This is a genomic window from Microterricola viridarii (assembly GCF_001542775.1).
Taxonomy (GTDB): domain Bacteria; phylum Actinomycetota; class Actinomycetes; order Actinomycetales; family Microbacteriaceae; genus Microterricola; species Microterricola viridarii_A.
The window spans coordinates 97,503-113,260 of sequence record NZ_CP014145.1 but is presented as its reverse complement, the minus strand read 5'-3'; the positions used below and the strand labels follow the sequence as shown (position 1 = coordinate 113,260).

Here is a 15,758-nt window from a genome sequence, read left to right as displayed (position 1 = left end):
GATGCGCAACCCGCTGAGACGGATGCCGACGATCCGCAACAGGATTGCCGGCGGCAGTTTGCTCATCGCCCTGCTCATCTCGCTCGCCGCCGGCATCGTGATCAACGCGCAGATCGAGCGCATCGTGCGCGACGGCTCGGTTGCCGTGCTGGAGAGCGATAGCGCCGGCTACCTCACGGCGCTGGTCAACGAGGCGGGCGAGCCGTTCGATGCGCCCGGCCTGGCGCAGCACGTGGCCGTGGTCGCCCCGGACGGCAGCACCCCCGTCAACACCCTGCCCAGCGCGCTGCGCGACATGCTGCCGAGCCTGCTCGAAGGCCACTCGCCGCAGCAGGTGACGCCCGACAACCCGGAGTCGGCCGGCATCAGCTACCTGGTGCTCTCCACACCGGTCACGGTGAACGGCGAGGAATGGCATGTCGTCGCGGCGCGCAGCGGCCATGAGGAGGCCACGGTGCTCGGCCAAATGCGTGTGCTGCTGATCGTCGCGCTCGCCGTCATCGTGTTGGGCACGGCGGCAACCGCGTGGCTGCTCACCACCGCCGCTCTCGCCCCCGTGAAGCGGCTGCGTGCCAGCGCTGAGGAGCTGAGCGCGAGCTCCGGCACCGAGCTGCTGCCCGTGGCATCCGCGCGGGATGAGATCTCGGAGCTCGCCGAGACCCTCAACGAGCTGATCGTGCGGCTGCGAGCCTCGGCGTTGCGCGAGCGACAGCTGGTGTCGGATGCCAGCCACGAACTGCGCACGCCGCTGGCGATCCTCACCATGCAGCTGCAGCTGGCCGCCGCCGAGGCCTCATCGGTCGAGCAGCTGCTGGGCGACGTCGAGGGGGCCCGGCGCAACGTCGCGCGGCTGACGGCGCTGGTGAACTCACTTCTCGAGCTCTCCAGTCTGGAGGCAGAGGAGGCCAGGGGTGGCGACCGCTCGACGGCCGCGGAGCTCGACCGGGAGGCACGGGATGCCGTGGAGCGGGCGCGCTTCCGGCACGGCGACGCCGGTGTCGAGCTGAGTTATGAGAGCACGCTCCCGCCCGGCGGCGGCCCCGTGTACGCCGTCAAGGCGGAGGATTTCGGCCGCATCATCGACAACCTCGCCAGCAATGCGGTGACGGCCATGCCGGGCGGCGGGGTGCTCTCCGTGTCGCTCGCGCTCACGCGCGGCAGCCTGGTGCTGCGCGTCGTCGACACCGGGGGCGGCTTGGACCCGGGTTTCGAGGCGCATGCCTTCGAGCGGTTCAGCCGCGGCGACGCCGCCCGCGCGGCCGGCCGGGGCACCGGGCTCGGCCTGGCCATCGTCGCGGCGATCGTCGCGAACGCCGACGGCACGATCGAACTGGGCAACCGTCCGGGCACCGGCCTGACGGTGACGATCACGCTTCCGCCAGCCGAGGTGCCGCCGACGGCACCAGCAACGCGATAGGCCGGCCCGCTCCTGGCCAGACTGCCCCCCGGCCGCGCGGCGGAGATACGTCTGCGAAATGCCGCTGCAGCCGCCCGCGTGTCGGTAAAGTGACCGGGTGACGCGCACCTTCGCACGACGGTCAGTGTTCGCGGTCGCGACCGTGGCGTTGCTCACGCTGGCGCTCACCGGGTGCATCTCATTTCAGCCTCACCGCTCGCCGACCGATCCGGGCATCCCTGAGGCACGTGCCGTGGCCCTGGCGCAGCTCACGGAGATGCGGACCCGGCTCGTTCTCTCCGACCGCGTCATTGTGCTGGGCGATCTGCAGCAGGACAGCTGCGACACCGCGGAGAACTGGTGGTTCGACGACCGAAAAGACCTGGGCTACCGCTGCTGGACGTCGTGGACGACCGTCGCCGTCATCCCCGATGCCCGGACGCTGCACGAGCTCGCCCCGGCCATCGACGCCGAGATGGCGACCACGGAGCTCCCGTTCTACCCCGGCGGCATGGTGCGAGACCTGATGCGCATCTACCCGCCGGTGCGGGAGGATCCCGAGATCGCGTCGCTCCGCGGAGGCGGGCACGAGGGCCCCGTTGAATTTGCCGTGTATGCCTTTGCGCTCGAACCGGATACTTGGCACGCCCCGTTCGAGGGGAACCTCGATGTCGGCCCCAGTGCCGACACCAGCGCCGCCCACCTCACCGCCGATGACATCCAGGCCACCGGGGCCAATCAGGTCATCGAGTTCAGAGCCACCGTCGAGTACTGGAACACCATGGGCCTCCCCGACCTCGACGAGGCTGGGCCCCCGGACGCCGTCTCCATCGAGGCTTGGCGGTACGGCGACACCTACGCCATCGAGCTGGCCGACTGGGCGCCGGACGACGCACCGGATGCCTGCGTCGCCGACCCTGCCGTTGATCAGGCTTCCATCGTCCGCGTCGAGGAGCCGTTCCCGTACCTCCGACTCGCGTTCCTGCCTGGCGCCCAGACCTCGGACCGGCAACGCGTCGGCGATTGCTTCCGCGCCGACATGACCTCTGGCACGCTGGCGATGATCGCTCCGGGCGACTGAGCTGACTGACGTGCCGCGGGCGTACAGGCACGAAAAACCCCCTGTCTCAAGAAGAGACAGGGGGAAATCCGAGGTCGCGGGCCGGCTCAGAGAGCCCCAAACAGCCCGGACCCGTGGTGGCTGCGACTATGCAGCCTTCTTGCGACCGACGATGAGCCCCCAGACCAGGAGCACGACTATTGCTCCTCCGATCGCAAGAAGCCAGGTCTGGATCGACCAGAAGTCTTCGAGGTTGGCATTGAACAGCAGCCCACCCAACCAGCCGCCGAGCATTGCGCCGAGCACTCCGAGCAGCAAGGTGGCGAACCACCCGCCGCCCTGGTCTCCGGGCAGAATCAGCTTGGCGATGGCCCCGGCGAGCAAGCCGAGGAGGAGAAATGCGAAGAACCCCATGGTCATATCCCTTCGTTTGGGAGTCGGGTGTTTCGGGCCTGACTCCCGCTCGGCGTTGAACGTCGAACGGATACCACCGTCCCACTCCGCTCAACCAAATGCAACCCATTCGGGGGTAGCCTCCGCTTTCTACTGGAGGCACTTCCGCGTGGAAGCTGGCCAGCAGGCGCATACCTGTGAATAAGGTGTGCGCCTGTGAGGCCCGCCCCGAAGCGCCGGTCGGCAGTGCTCCGCGCACACGGCGGCCACGCGAGAACGACAGAGGGCTGCCCCGCATCTTTTCAGATGCGTGGCAGCCCTCGTGGCATGTGCGGCTCAGATCTCGGGAGTGGACTGCTCACTGCGAGTGATCCGCTCACCGCTGGCCGGGTCGACCTGCGTGTGCGTCGTCGCGACGCTCCGCCGACGGCGCGCCAACAGGACGATGCCGAGGAGCACGACAACGACGCCCGCGCCCATCAAGATGTAGCCGACCATGTCGATATCGATCCAGTCGACGGTGATGTCGAGTGCATAGACCAAAATGGCCCCGATCGCGATCAGCGCGATCCCCAGACCGATGCTCATCAGCCGACCTTCCGTCCCGAAACCGCTCGGATCAACCAGGCGATGACCGCGAGAATGAGTAGAACGGCGCCCACCCAGAGCAGGAAGTTCAGCGACTGAACCAGCCCTCCCGTGATGGCGAGCACGATCGCTACGACAATGACGATGATTAGCAAGATATTCACTCTGATGCTCCTTTACGGATAGCGGGCACGTTACGGATAGCGGGCACTGCGACGTGAACCGGAGAACCCTTCGCGAGACGCTACCGAAGTTCGATTGCCCGGCGCAGACCCTTGCGGAGACGGCGCCAACCGTGTTAAGGCACTCGTCAGACGCACACCCCTGGCATGCAGAAAACCCCCCGGCTCTGCAGTTTTCACTGAGATCCAGGGGGTTTTCTATGGCGGTACCGGTGGGATTTGAACCCACGGTGGACTTTCACCCACACAACTTTTCGAGAGTTGCACCTTCGGCCGCTCGGACACGGTACCGAGGACGAGTTTAGTAGCCAGCGGCTTTCAGCGCGAATCGAGCGCCTGCGCGCGTGTCGAGGCCGTGTCGGAGGGGCAGGCTACCCTCGGAACATGGCCAAATCAGTGAGTTCTTTCCGCTGCGTCGAATGCGGCTGGACCAGCATCCGCTGGGTCGGTCGCTGCGGCGAGTGCCAGCAGTGGGGCACCGTGCTCGACGTCGCCGACCAGGCCGGCACGGCCCGCGCGCTGCGTCCGGTGCAGATCTCGGATGCCCGCTCCGCCCGCCCCATCACCGAGGTGACGACCGAGTCGGTGCAGCACTGGCCGAGCGGCATCAACGAGTTCGACCGGGTGCTGGGCGGCGGCATCGTGCCCGGCGCGGCGATCCTGCTGAGCGGCGAGCCGGGCGTCGGCAAGTCCACGCTGCTGCTGGAGGTCGCGGCCCGCGCCGCGGCCACCGGGCAGCGAGTGCTCTACGTCAGTGCCGAGGAGTCGGTGCAGCAGGTGCGGTTGCGCGCCGAGCGCACCAACGCCCTCGTGCCCACCCTCTTTCTGGCCGCCGAGACCGATCTGGGCACCATCCTCGGCCAGATCGACGCCGTGCAGCCGCAACTGCTCATCGTCGACTCGGTGCAGACCGTCGCCAGCTCACTCTCCGACGGCCTGGCCGGCCAGCCGAGCCAGGTGCGCGAGGTGGCGTCCACGCTGATCCGGGTGGCGAAAGACCGCCACCTGCCCGTACTGCTCGTCGGCCACGTCACCAAGGACGGCTCGATCGCCGGCCCGCGCCTGCTCGAGCACCTCGTCGACGTCGTCTGCCAGTTCGAGGGCGACCGGCAGACCGCGCTGCGCTTCGTGCGCGCGCTCAAGAACCGCTTCGGCCCGACCGACGAGGTCGGCTGCTTCGAGATGACCGGCGACGGCATTGCCGAGGTGCCCGACCCGAGCGGGTTGTTCCTCAGCCGCGGGGCCACCGGTGTCAGCGGCACCTGTGTCACCGTGGCGCTGGAGGGGCGCCGCGCGCTGCCCGTCGAGGTGCAGGCGCTGCTGGTCAAGTCGACCGGGCCGCAGCCGCGCCGGGTCGTGAACGGCGTCGACCCGTCCCGCGTGGCCATGATTCTGGCCGTGCTGGAGCGCCGCGCCAAGCTCTCCGGCGTCGGCCAGCTCGACGTCTACATCTCCACCGTCGGCGGGGTGCGCCTGAACGAGCCGGCGGCCGACCTCGCGATCGCCGTCGCCATCGCCTCCGCCATGCACGACCGGCCGGTTCCGCACGACATGGCCGCCTACGGCGAGATCAGCCTGGCCGGCGAGGTGCGGCCAGTCACGGCCGGCAAGCTGCGCGGGGCAGAGGCGCGGCGGCTGGGTTTCAACAAGATTCTGGATGCCGAGCTCGGCAGCGTCACCGCGGCGCTTGAGCGCCTCCGGTTGGCCGGCCCGGGTACGACGGCCGAGCAACGGGAACAGCGAGTGCAGAACCGGGAGCGCGAGCTGGACCGGGCCTTCTGAACCGCTCCTAGCGCCACTTAGAGCTCGAGGGCGGCCAGCAGCTCGGCCGGGGAGGCCTGCATCGGGTGCGGGCCGGCGATGTCGAGGAACACCGTGGTGATCTGCTCGCCGTACCGGCCGAGGAACGTCTTCAGCCACTCGGGGCCCTGCAGCCCGACGGCCGGGGGCAGGTTCGCCGGCTTGTGGCGCGCGTCGCTGAACAGCAGCAGCGCGATCTCGCCGGTGTTCGGGTCACGGTAGGTCCACACCTCGCCGGATTCCAGCGGGCGGTCACGGTCCCCGGGTTCATCAGCGGCACGACCGTGTTGCCGTTGCGGAGGGCCAGAGCGACCGCGGCCATGTCCTGTCGCTCCAGCGCCTCGGCCAGCGCCTGCGAGCGGAAGATCTCGGCGGCGTTCTTCGATGCGGCTGCCGCCGCCTTCGCGGCCCTGGTCGCCGGGTTTCCGCCCACGCGTTTCGACTTCTTCTGAGCTCCGGATGCCATTGCTCCAGCCTACCGAGCGCGCGCGACGCCGTCCCGGCTGTTCGCTGCGAGCGGCCCGCCACAACGCGGCGCGGCTGACCGGCCGAGACGCTTCCGCCGCGGGACCCGTTGGACGGCAATCGGCGGATCGGGAGGCGAGCATTGAACCAAAGCGGCCTCCCGATGGCGCGTCGGCCTCCCGATGTCGCGCGGCAGTGAGCGCTCGGCGAATCTAGTTGAGGATGAACTGCTTGGAGGTGGTCGACGTGACGCCATCGACGGTCACAGTCAGGTGGTAGGAGGCGCCCTCGGCCGGCGCCGACTCCCGCTCGCCGGAGTCGCAGGTGCCTGGGTCCGAGCGGGTGCGGTCCCAGACGATGGGCGCGGAGGACTTGACGGGCACGCCGGGCTGCAGCTCGAACGGCACATTGCTGGAATCCGTCTGGCAGTCGGTCGAGGTCCAGTAGACGTCGCTGCCGCTCTTGATGGTGAAGACCTGGGCTGCCGTGCCCACGTTGAGCGAACAGGCAGCGGGGCCCGTGTTCGTCACGACGAGCGAGAGCGCTGGCTCTTGGTCGGCGGCATAGTCGCCCTCATCGGTGACGGCTTCCACGCTGACGCTGCCGGGGGCGCAGGCACCGCCAGCGCCCGTCGCTGTCGGGGTCTGGCCGGTCGAGGGGGCTGCGCTGCTGCCCGGGTCGCTGGCCGGCTTCTCCGCCTCCGCGCTGCGGCCGGGGCCGACGACGATCAGCACGATGACGACGATGACGGCAAGCAGCCCGAGCAGGACTACGAGCCTGCGGCGCCAGTAAACCTTGTTCGACTGGGGCCCGACCGGGTGCTTGATCGTCGACATGCCCTCAGGCTAGCCAGCCCGCCCAGATTTGCACGGCATTTGGCCGGTGAGTCAACACTTTGCCAGACAGCGGCGCCGCGTCAGAGGCGTTTCAGCATGCGGGTGTTGCCGAGCGTGTTCGGCTTGACCCTGGCCAGGTCGAGGAACTCGGCGACACCCTCGTCGGGCGAGCGCACGAGCTCGGCGTAGACGTCGGGCGCGACGGTCTCCGCGCCCATGTCGGCGAAGCCGTGGCGTTCGAAGAACGGCACCTCGAAGGTGAGGCAGAAGACGCGGGAGAGGCCGAGCTCCGCGGCATCCTCCAACAGACGGTCGAGGAGTGCGTGCCCGACGCCGGCGCCGCGCCAGTCGTCGGAGACGGCCAGGGTGCGCACCTCGGCGAGGTCCTCCCACATCACGTGCAGCGCGCCGCATCCGATGATCTCGCCGTCGGCGCTCTCGGCGACGCGGAACTCCTGCACCGCCTCGTAGAAGACGACGAGGTCTTTGCCGAGCAGGATGCGCTCCTGCACCAAGGGCTCGATCAGGGCCTGAATGCCGCGCACATCGCTCGTGCGCGCGCGGCGCACCGTGAATTCCTGAGCCACCCTGGCACCCTTCTGTTTTCGTGATCCCAGCGTACTGCCGCCCTCCACGGATGCCGCGCACACCCCGGGCACGCAGAAGGGCCCGGCAGCCGAAGCTGTCGGGCCCTTCTGGGCTGCGGCGAATCGCCGCGAGCCGGTCTTAGCCGGTGATCGCGATGTCGGGCGTGACCGAACCGGTGCCGAGGGCGGCTCCGGCGTTCACGTTCGTGGTGGCGGGCAGGGCGCGCTGCGTGGTGGTGAAGACGAACTTGCCGTCCACGAAGTCCACGTGCACGTGGTCGCCCGAGTTCAGCTCGCCGTGCAGGATCTTCTCCGAGAGCAGGTCCTCCACCTCGTGCTGCACCGCGCGACGCAGCGGGCGGGCACCGAGGGCCGGGTCGAAGCCGACCTCGATGAGGCGCTCCTTGGCGGCCTGGGTGAGCTCCACCGTCATGTCGCGGTCGAGCATCCGCTCGCTCAGTCGCTTGATGAACAGGTCCACGATCTGCAGCAGCTCCGGCTTGGAGAGCTGCGGGAAGACGATCGTCTCGTCGACACGGTTGAGGAACTCGGGCTTGAAGTGCTTCTTCAGCTCCTCAACGACCTTGCCCTTCATGATGTCGTAGCCGACGGCGCTGTCACCCTCGATCTGGAAGCCGACGGGGCCGCCAGAGATGCCCTTCGAACCGAGGTTCGTGGTCATGATGATGACGGTGTTCTTGAAGTCGACGACACGACCCTGGCCGTCGGTGAGACGACCCTCCTCGAGCACCTGCAGCAGCGAGTTGAAGATGTCCGGGTGTGCCTTCTCGATCTCGTCGAACAGCACGACGGAGAACGGCTTGCGGCGCACCTTCTCGGTGAGCTGGCCGCCCTCTTCGAAGCCGACGAATCCGGGAGGAGCACCGAACAGGCGCGAAACCGTGTGCTTCTCGCCGTACTCGCTCATGTCGAGCGAGATGATGGCGTCTTCGTCGTCGAACAGGAACTCGGCGAGCGCCTTGGCCAGCTCCGTCTTACCGACACCGGTCGGGCCGGCGAAGATGAACGAGCCGGAGGGGCGCTTCGGGTCCTTGAGGCCGGCGCGGGTGCGGCGGATCGTCTTGGACAGGGCCGAGATGGCCTCTTCCTGGCCGATGACGCGCTCGTGCAGCGCCTTCTCCATGAAGACGAGCCTGGACGACTCCTCCTCGGTGAGCTTGAAGACGGGGATGCCGGTGGCCTGGGCCAGAACCTCGGCGATCAGGCCCTCGTCGACAACGGCGGTGGTCTTGACATCGCCGGACTTCCACTGCTTCTCGAGGCGCAGACGCTCGCCGAGGAGGTTCTTCTCCTCGTCGCGCAGGCTGGCGGCCTTCTCGAAGTCCTGGTCCTCGATCGCGGCTTCCTTGGCGGAGCGCACGACGGCGATCTTCTCGTCGAACTCGCGCAGCTCGGGCGGGCTCGAGAGGATCGACAGGCGCAGGCGTGCGCCGGCCTCGTCGATCAGGTCGATGGCCTTGTCCGGCAGGAAGCGGTCGGCGATGTAGCGGTCGGCGAGGTTCGCCGCGGCGACGATGGCACCGTCGGTGATGGACACCTTGTGGTGCGCCTCGTAGCGGTCGCGCAGACCCTTGAGGATGTTGATGGTGTGCGGCAGCGACGGCTCGGCGACCTGGATCGACTGGAAGCGGCGCTCGAGGGCGGCATCCTTCTCGAAGTGCTTGCGGTACTCGTCGAGCGTGGTCGCACCGATGGTCTGCAGCTCGCCACGGGCCAGCAGCGGCTTCAAGATGGAGGCGGCGTCGATGGCGCCCTCAGCGGCACCGGCCCCGACGAGGGTGTGGATCTCGTCGATGAAGATGATGATGTCGCCGCGGGTGCGGATCTCCTTGGTGACCTTCTTCAGGCGCTCCTCGAAGTCACCGCGGTAGCGGCTGCCGGCGATGAGTGAACCAAGGTCGAGCGAGTAGAGCTGCTTGTCCTTGAGCGTCTCGGGCACATCGCCCTTGACGATGGCCTGGGCGAGGCCCTCGACGACGGCGGTCTTGCCGACGCCGGGCTCACCGATCAGCACGGGGTTGTTCTTGGAGCGACGCGAGAGGATCTGCATGACCCGCTCGATCTCCTTCTCTCGCCCGATCACGGGGTCGAGCTTGCCGTCGCGGGCAGCCTGAGTGAGGTTGCGGCCGAACTGGTCGAGGATCTGCGAGCCGCCCTGAGGGGTGGTCTGCTCGTTCGCACCGACGGCGACCTGCTCCTTGCCCTGGTAGCCGGAGAGCAACTGGATGACCTGCTGGCGCACCCGGTTGAGGTCGGCGCCCAGCTTCACGAGCACCTGGGCGGCAACGCCCTCACCCTCGCGGATCAGGCCGAGCAGGATGTGCTCGGTGCCGATGTAGTTGTGGCCGAGCTGCAGGGCCTCGCGCAGCGAGAGCTCCAGCACCTTCTTGGCACGCGGGGTGAACGGGATGTGGCCGGTCGGCTGCTGCTGGCCCTGACCGATGATGTCCTGCACCTGCTCGCGCACGGCGTCGAGCGAGATGCCGAGCGACTCGAGCGCCTTCGCGGCAACGCCCTCACCCTCGTGGATCAGGCCGAGCAGAATGTGCTCGGTTCCGATGTAGTTGTGGTTGAGCATCTTGGCTTCTTCTTGCGCCAAGACAACGACACGACGGGCTCTGTCGGTAAATCTCTCGAACATCTTCTACTCCTCACAATGCCGCCGCGGATGCAGCATCGATACATAGAGAGTAACCAGCGCGCGGGGCGCATATGCCGGTGTTCGCCCAGAGCATGACGATGTGACGCACGGATACCGGTGCCGCCGGTGCCCGCTGGCTCGGCCCGTCGAAACCCCGGGGCGGCCGGTATGCCCTTGACAGCCGCCGGGACCACCCCTACCTTAACGATTATCGTTATTATCGACAATCGTTAGGGGACGCGATGAGCACGCACACAGCCGGCTTCCAGCTGCGCAGGTCGGAGCGCGGCTCGCTGCTGTTCTTCGCCGCCGTCGCCGCGGCCTACGGCATCCTGGTCGCCGTCGGCAGCGCGGCCCGCATCGTCTCGGTGCTCAGCGCCCCGACCGTGGAGGCGCAGATGAGCGCTGTGTTCGAGGTTCCGGCGAGCGCGGTCACGGGCGCCGCCACCCTCGTGTCTGGCAGCTTCGACAGCGCGCAGCTCGTGCTCGCCGACGTCTCTATGACCGCCCGCCTGCTGCTGGCCGGGTCGGTCCTGGCGCTCGGCCTCGCCCAGGTGCTGATCGCCGGCACGATCGTGTTCACCAGTGTCGGGCTGGTGCGCGGCCGCCCGTTCGGGCGCCGCATGACCTGGCTGCTGGCGACGGCATCCGTCACTCTCATCGCCGGCGGCCTGCTCGGCTACGCGCTCGGCATCGCCGCGCAGTTCACCATTGCGGCCGAGCTCAATCCCGACCCCGTCGGCAGCGTGTTTCCCTTCGCGGGCGGGGCCGATCTGACGATCGTGTTCGTGGGCGTCGTGCTCGGCGTCGTCGCCGCCGCCTTCGAGATCGGCGAGCGGATGCAGCGCGACACGGAAGGACTCGTCTGATGCTCGCCTGGAACATCATCGTCATTGGCGCGATCGTTGTGATCGTGGCCACCGTGGTCGGCTTCCGGTTGCTCCGCACCCGCGGCGACGACCTTGTCTTCGACGAACGGATGCCGGCCACACCTCGCCCGGCGGTGCTCGTGTTCACCCGCTTGGGCGCGACGGCCGCCGCCGGTATCGCCGTCGTGACGGCGGTGGGCCTGGTCGTGCAGTCGCTCGCCGCGCAGGCCGTGAGCGTGACGATCCCGGTCCAGACGTTCTGGCCGGGCGTTTACCCCTGGGCACGGGTCCAGGAGGGGCCGACGGCCACCGTCACCGGGGGCGGCTTCACGAGCGCCGAAGTCATGATCGAGGGCTTGGATGCCGGCACCCGCCTGCTGCTCGCCGGCGGCCACGCGCTGCAGGGCGCGACTATCGCCGTGCTCGCCGCCGCCGTCGCAGTGCTCGCCCACCGCCTGCTCGCCCACGAGCCGTTTCGGCCGATCGTGGCCCGCGGTTTCATCGTGGGCGCGATCGCGCTCATGGTCGGCGGCATCGGCTGGCAGTTCTGCTTCGGGGCCGCTGGCTACCAGGCTGCCGAGCAGGCGCTCAGGGTCACGGCGTGGAGCTCCGAGCAGATCAGCTTCGCCGGCGGCACACTGGGCGAGGTCGCTGGCGACGGCGCCGTGCCGTTCGGCACCTTCGACCCGCTGGCAACGGGCCTGCCGCAGCCGGCGTTCGAGCCGACCATCGAGCTCTGGCCGATCTTCCTCGGCCTCGCACTCCTCGCCGTAGCCGCGGCGTTCCGGCAGAGCGAGCGGATGCAGCGTGACACGGTTGGGCTGGTCTGATGGCACCGGCAGAGAGTGAGGACACCGGCATCCTGTGCCGCCTCGACGATCTCCTCGCGGCGCGCGGCATGACCCTGACGCAGCTGAGCAAGCTGGTCGGGGTGAGCATCGTGAACCTCAGCGTGCTGAAGAACGACCGGGCGCGGGCGATCCGATTCTCGACCCTGCACGCGATCTGCGACGCGCTGGACTGCGAGGTTGGCGAACTGCTCGTGCGCACGCCGCGCGGCTGATACCGGCCGCCAACTGCAGAAAAGGTCGTCGCGCGGGCCGAGGCTGTTTAGTGCTCGGATTCCCCGGCAGGCTGGTAGGCCTTGATCGGCAGCTCGATGGTCTGGTCGAGCACCGTGATCTGTAGCGGCTTCGTCGTGGTGACGTCCTGCGGGGTCCAGAACTCGGTCGTGTGCGGCACCAGGTCCATGGTGCAGGGCTTGTCGGGCAGCGGCGGAACGTCGATGCTCACCGCGTTGCCCTCGTGGGCCTTCTTCACAACGTTGATGGTGCTTGCGACCAAGGGGCAGGTTGAGCTGCCGAAGAGGGTGATGGCGATCTTGTCGCCCTCCGACACCCAGGCCGCCTCTGGTGCACCCGTGGTGTCGCTGCTCGCCTCGTGCCCCTCGGGGAAGCCGGGGAAGTTGCCGGTCGGCGTGTTACCGACTGGCGCGCAGCCGGTGAGCAGCAGGGCGGATGCCGCAACCACGGTTGCGAGTACGAGACGGGTGCGCGTGGTAGTAGCCATGGCGCAACTCTAGCGGCAGGATTCGGCGGCGTCAGCAGTCTGTCGCCGGGCGTGTCTAGCTACGGCCGGGCAGGGTCAGGCTGGTGCCGTCGAGCACGATCGTGACGTCGGAGCTGGTCGTGGTGTCGCTCGGCGTCTTGAAGACCGTGGTGTGCGGCACGAGGTCGCGGGTGCACGGCTTGGCCGGCAGAGGGGCCTGCACCGCGGTGAAGGCGTTCGCCGAGGTGGGCGTGAGCGACTCCACGATCGGCGGGCAGGTCGAGCTGCCCCAGAGCGTGATGGCGATCTGCGCGCCGTTTTTCAGCCAGTACAGCTGCGGGTCGCCGCTCGGGTTCTGCGGCAGCCCGTCAAGGCCCTCCGGCAGGCCGGCGTAGTCGTCGGAGGCGCCGATCGTTCCGCCGGTCGGCGAGCCTGCCGTACTGGCGCAGGCGCTGATTCCGACGACGACGGTGAGCGCCAGGAGCAGCGCGGCAGCGGTACGCAACGTCTTCATTCCGCCAGACTAGCGCCTCGGTCTGCGGCCTAGGCTGGAGCCGTGAGCAATCTTGAGCGTGACCCGGCCGAGCTTGTGTGCGAGTTCATCGAGGCGGTGACGGATGCCGGCCCGACCCCCGTGGAGGTGCTGCAGCCCCGCGACGTGCCGCTCGGCGGCCCCCGCGCCATGCCGGTGCGGCGCACGCTTCCGCAGCGTGGGCGCAGCACGATCGGTGCCTGGTGTTTTGCCGACCACTACGGGCCTGACGACGTCGCCTCCACCGGCGGCATGGTGGTTCCACCGCACCCGCACACCGGCTTGCAGACGGCCAGTTGGCTGTTCGAGGGCGAGATCGAACACCGGGACAGTGTCGGCAGCCACGCCATGGTGCGCCCGGGCGAGCTGAACCTGATGACCGCAGGGCGCGGCATCTCGCACTCGGAGGTATCGACGCCGACCACCACCGTGCTGCACGGGGTGCAGCTGTGGATCGCGCTGCCGGATGCCGCCCGCAGCGTGCAGCCGTTCTTCGAGCGGCACGACGCGCGCCGCCTGCAGCGCGGCGCCGCCGTCGCGCAGGTGTTCGTGGGGGCGCTGGCCGACGAGCCGGCAGCCGGTTCCGGGCCGGGTGCCGCGGCATCCCCCACCGTGTTCTCGGCGCTGCTCGGCGCCCAGCTCGACCTGCCGGCGGGCGCCGCCGTGACGCTGGCGCTCGACCCGTCGTTCGAGCACGGCCTGCTGGTGGATGCCGGCCCGGTCGCCCTCGACGACGGTCAGAGCGGTGGCGACACAGGCACAACGGTGCTGGCCCACGCCGAGCTCGGCTACCTCGCCCCGGGCCGGTCGTCCGTCACGCTGCGCGCAGGGGACTCCCCCGTGCGCCTGGTGCTGCTCGGCGGGGAGCCGTTCCCCGAGCAGATCGTGATGTGGTGGAACTTCATTGGCCGCGGCCACGACGAGATCGTCGAGGACCGCCGGGAATGGCAGCACGACGTGATCGGCGGCGCCGCGGCGGGCGGCCGCTTCGGCACCGTGGCCGACTACCCCGGCTCTCCCCTGCCCGCGCCGGCGCTGCCCACGGTGCGCCTCAAGCCGCGCGGCTGAGACTGCGTGCGCCAGCGTTCATGCGATGTTGGCTTCGGCCGTAAGCCTTCTCGAGCCAGCGGCGGAGCTACTGCAGCGCGGAGGTGAGCCGGGCCAGGCCGTCGAGCACGGTGGAGCGCAGCGGCTGCTTCATCCACTCGTCGAGGGTGAGCTCTTTGCTGACGGAGCGGTAGTGGTCCTCGACGGCGCGCATCGCGGCGACGAAGCTGTGGCCGCGCACCAGCATCGAGACCTCCATGTTGAGGCCGAAAGAGCGCATGTCCATGTTGCTGGAGCCGATCACGGCCACATCGTCGTCGATCGTGAAGTGCTTGGAGTGCAAAATGTACGGCGCCTTGTACTGGTAGATGCGCACGCCGGCTCGCAGCAGGGCCTCGTAGTAGGAGCGCTGCGCATGCCAGACCAGGGCCTGGTCGCCGACCTCCGAGACGAACAGATCGACCGGAACGCCGCGGTCGACGGCGGTCGTGATGGCGTAGAGCATCGACTCGTCCGGAACGAAGTACGGGCTCGTGATCACGATGCGGTGCTGGGCCCCGTAGAGCAGTGCGAGGAACAGGCGCAGGTTGTTCTCACCCTCGAAGCCGGGCCCGCTCGGCACCACCTGGCACTCGAGCAGCGCCGGGTCGTCGATCGATTCGAGCACCTGCGCCTCGTTCTCGAGCAACTCCTCCGACTCGATGTACCAGTCGGTGATGAAGATCAGGTTGAGCGCGTCAACGACGGGCCCCTCCACCCGCGTCACCAGCTCCTGCCACTTGAGCCCGCGCTTGATGTTGGAACGCTTGTTGTAGCTGCGGTCGATCACGTTCAGCGAGCCCATGAACGCGGCGCGCCCGTCGACGACGAGGATCTTGCGGTGGTTGCGCAGGTCCGGCCGCTGGAAGTGCCCGCGCAGCGGCTGCACCGGCAGCATCATGTGCCACTCAGCGCCCATCTCGTTGAGGCGTCCAACGGTGTGCTTGTAGCCCTTGCTGCGCCACGACGCCCAGTGGTCAAAGAGCACGCGCACCTTCACGCCGCGCGCGATGGCCGCCTCCAGCGCATCGAAGAACACCGCGGTGGTCTGGTCGCAGGAGAAGATGTAGAACTCGACGTGCACGTACTTGGTGGCCCGGTCCACCTCGGCGGCCATCGCCAGGATGGTGCTGTCGTAATCCTCGAGCAGCGTCGCGGTGTTGCCGTCGACCATCGGCATCGAGGTGAGGTTCTGGTTCAGCTGCGAGACCGAGGCGAACCACTCAGGCCATTCCTCGTTGTGCTGCCGGCCGCCTGGCACATCCGAGTTGGCGCGGATGAAGGCATCCATGCGGCGTTGTTTGGCCATTCGGGCGCGCGGCAGCTTGGGGTTGCCGATCAGCAGGAACAGCAGGATGCCGATGTACGGGATGAAGAAGACGGCGAGCAGCCAGGCCATGCCGGCCGTTGGGCGGCGATTGCGCGGGATGATGATGATCGCCGCGACGCGGACCGCGAGGTCCACGAGCAGCAGGAAGATAATGATGACGAGCGACGTGTCCGATGGATCCGTGAAGTCAATCAGCATTGAGCGCTACCGGGCCGGGTGGTCGAGGCCCAGACGCGCGCGCTCTTCTGACTCGATGCGGGCGTACACCTTGCGTTCGGTGCGGTCCATCCGGATGATCGAGCGCATGACGAGCCAGAAGATGGCTCCGACCAGCAGCGTCGGAACAATCGAGAAGATCGCGTTCACCCAAAAGTTATCCATAGCCACTCCAGAATACGTTGCTTTTGTGCCGGCGTGGTTCCCC

19 protein-coding genes and 1 tRNA gene are annotated in these 15,758 nt (G+C 68.4%); 8 read left to right on the top strand and 12 right to left on the bottom strand.

Features of this window, described 5'->3' with window-relative positions:
• The first annotated feature begins 1 nt into the window (after nucleotide 1).
• Together AWU67_RS00525 and AWU67_RS00520 are read left to right on the top strand one after the other, a co-directional pair.
• The gene (locus AWU67_RS00525; RefSeq protein WP_082716671.1) at nucleotides 2–1,417 is read left to right on the top strand and encodes a sensor histidine kinase; all 1,416 of its coding nucleotides are present in this window, start codon (nucleotides 2–4) and stop codon (nucleotides 1,415–1,417) included.
• 97 nt (nucleotides 1,418–1,514) lie between these two features.
• A complete protein-coding gene (locus tag AWU67_RS00520) occupies nucleotides 1,515–2,477 on the top strand; it encodes a hypothetical protein (RefSeq protein ID WP_129586597.1) in 963 nt (320 codons plus the stop codon).
• Nucleotides 2,478–2,603: 126 nt separating this feature from the next.
• On the opposite strand, the gene AWU67_RS00515 is transcribed toward AWU67_RS00520, so the two are convergent.
• The 4 genes from AWU67_RS00515 to AWU67_RS00505 form a co-directional block, all read right to left on the bottom strand.
• Nucleotides 2,604–2,870: a GlsB/YeaQ/YmgE family stress response membrane protein gene (locus tag AWU67_RS00515; protein WP_067231803.1), complete on the bottom strand. Its 267-nt coding sequence runs from the start codon at nucleotides 2,868–2,870 to the stop codon at nucleotides 2,604–2,606.
• 315 nt (nucleotides 2,871–3,185) lie between these two features.
• Entirely contained in the window at nucleotides 3,186–3,437 is a 252-nt protein-coding gene (locus AWU67_RS00510; protein WP_067225484.1) for a DUF6458 family protein, read from the bottom strand.
• A complete protein-coding gene (locus tag AWU67_RS17450; protein WP_199922323.1) occupies nucleotides 3,437–3,601 on the bottom strand; it encodes a hypothetical protein in 165 nt (54 codons plus the stop codon). Before AWU67_RS17450 ends, AWU67_RS00510 begins: the two co-directional genes overlap by 1 nt.
• A gap of 219 nt (nucleotides 3,602–3,820) precedes the next feature.
• Nucleotides 3,821–3,910: transfer RNA gene (locus AWU67_RS00505), tRNA-Ser, on the bottom strand.
• A gap of 93 nt (nucleotides 3,911–4,003) precedes the next feature.
• Here AWU67_RS00505 and radA point away from each other — a divergent pair.
• Nucleotides 4,004–5,401: a DNA repair protein RadA gene (gene radA / locus AWU67_RS00500; protein ID WP_067225482.1), complete on the top strand. Its 1,398-nt coding sequence runs from the start codon at nucleotides 4,004–4,006 to the stop codon at nucleotides 5,399–5,401.
• Between the two features lie 17 nt (nucleotides 5,402–5,418).
• Here radA and AWU67_RS17600 read toward each other — a convergent pair whose 3' ends face one another.
• Nucleotides 5,419–5,649, bottom strand: coding sequence for a hypothetical protein (locus AWU67_RS17600; protein WP_234407304.1), 231 nt, complete (start codon nucleotides 5,647–5,649; stop codon nucleotides 5,419–5,421).
• A 90-nt stretch (nucleotides 5,650–5,739) separates the two neighbouring features.
• On the opposite strand from AWU67_RS17600, the gene AWU67_RS17810 reads away from it, so the two are divergent.
• Nucleotides 5,740–5,871: a hypothetical protein gene (locus AWU67_RS17810; protein ID WP_257720955.1), complete on the top strand. Its 132-nt coding sequence runs from the start codon at nucleotides 5,740–5,742 to the stop codon at nucleotides 5,869–5,871.
• Nucleotides 5,872–6,096: 225 nt separating this feature from the next.
• Here the strand turns inward: AWU67_RS17810 and AWU67_RS00490 are convergent, their stop codons facing one another.
• From AWU67_RS00490 to AWU67_RS00480, 3 genes are all read right to left on the bottom strand, one after another.
• Nucleotides 6,097–6,720 carry a hypothetical protein gene (locus tag AWU67_RS00490; RefSeq protein ID WP_067225480.1) on the bottom strand — a complete coding sequence of 208 codons (624 nt, stop codon included), beginning with the start codon at nucleotides 6,718–6,720 and terminating at the stop codon, nucleotides 6,097–6,099.
• A gap of 80 nt (nucleotides 6,721–6,800) precedes the next feature.
• Nucleotides 6,801–7,307, bottom strand: coding sequence for an amino-acid N-acetyltransferase (locus tag AWU67_RS00485; protein ID WP_067225478.1), 507 nt, complete (start codon nucleotides 7,305–7,307; stop codon nucleotides 6,801–6,803).
• 139 nt (nucleotides 7,308–7,446) lie between these two features.
• On the bottom strand, nucleotides 7,447–9,969 hold the full coding sequence (locus tag AWU67_RS00480; RefSeq protein ID WP_067225476.1) for an ATP-dependent Clp protease ATP-binding subunit: 2,523 nt from the start codon (nucleotides 9,967–9,969) through the stop codon (nucleotides 7,447–7,449).
• A 242-nt stretch (nucleotides 9,970–10,211) separates the two neighbouring features.
• On the opposite strand from AWU67_RS00480, the gene AWU67_RS00475 reads away from it, so the two are divergent.
• From AWU67_RS00475 to AWU67_RS00465, 3 genes are read left to right on the top strand one after another with little or no spacing between them, the layout of a single operon-like run.
• Nucleotides 10,212–10,838 (top strand): hypothetical protein, encoded by a 627-nt coding sequence (locus AWU67_RS00475; RefSeq protein ID WP_067225474.1) that lies wholly within the window; start codon nucleotides 10,212–10,214, stop codon nucleotides 10,836–10,838.
• Nucleotides 10,838–11,668, top strand: coding sequence for a hypothetical protein (locus tag AWU67_RS00470; RefSeq protein ID WP_067225472.1), 831 nt, complete (start codon nucleotides 10,838–10,840; stop codon nucleotides 11,666–11,668). Before AWU67_RS00475 ends, AWU67_RS00470 begins: the two co-directional genes overlap by 1 nt.
• Nucleotides 11,668–11,901: a helix-turn-helix domain-containing protein gene (locus tag AWU67_RS00465; protein ID WP_067225470.1), complete on the top strand. Its 234-nt coding sequence runs from the start codon at nucleotides 11,668–11,670 to the stop codon at nucleotides 11,899–11,901. The genes AWU67_RS00470 and AWU67_RS00465 overlap by 1 nt, the downstream gene beginning before the upstream one ends.
• 47 nt (nucleotides 11,902–11,948) lie before the next feature.
• Here AWU67_RS00465 and AWU67_RS00460 read toward each other — a convergent pair whose 3' ends face one another.
• Both AWU67_RS00460 and AWU67_RS00455 read right to left on the bottom strand, forming a co-directional pair.
• The gene (locus AWU67_RS00460; protein WP_129586596.1) at nucleotides 11,949–12,407 is read right to left on the bottom strand and encodes a hypothetical protein; all 459 of its coding nucleotides are present in this window, start codon (nucleotides 12,405–12,407) and stop codon (nucleotides 11,949–11,951) included.
• A 55-nt stretch (nucleotides 12,408–12,462) separates the two neighbouring features.
• A complete protein-coding gene (locus AWU67_RS00455; protein ID WP_067225467.1) occupies nucleotides 12,463–12,900 on the bottom strand; it encodes a hypothetical protein in 438 nt (145 codons plus the stop codon).
• Between the two features lie 42 nt (nucleotides 12,901–12,942).
• Between AWU67_RS00455 and AWU67_RS00450 the strand changes: the two genes are divergently transcribed.
• On the top strand, nucleotides 12,943–13,986 hold the full coding sequence (locus tag AWU67_RS00450) for a pirin family protein (protein ID WP_067225465.1): 1,044 nt from the start codon (nucleotides 12,943–12,945) through the stop codon (nucleotides 13,984–13,986).
• Between the two features lie 67 nt (nucleotides 13,987–14,053).
• On the opposite strand, the gene cls is transcribed toward AWU67_RS00450, so the two are convergent.
• Both cls and AWU67_RS17445 read right to left on the bottom strand, forming a co-directional pair.
• Complete coding sequence (gene cls / locus AWU67_RS00445) at nucleotides 14,054–15,532, bottom strand: cardiolipin synthase (RefSeq protein ID WP_067225463.1); 1,479 nt, start codon at nucleotides 15,530–15,532, stop codon at nucleotides 14,054–14,056.
• 6 nt (nucleotides 15,533–15,538) lie between these two features.
• Nucleotides 15,539–15,715: a hypothetical protein gene (locus AWU67_RS17445; RefSeq protein ID WP_199922322.1), complete on the bottom strand. Its 177-nt coding sequence runs from the start codon at nucleotides 15,713–15,715 to the stop codon at nucleotides 15,539–15,541.
• Between the last annotated feature and the right edge of the window lie 43 nt (nucleotides 15,716–15,758).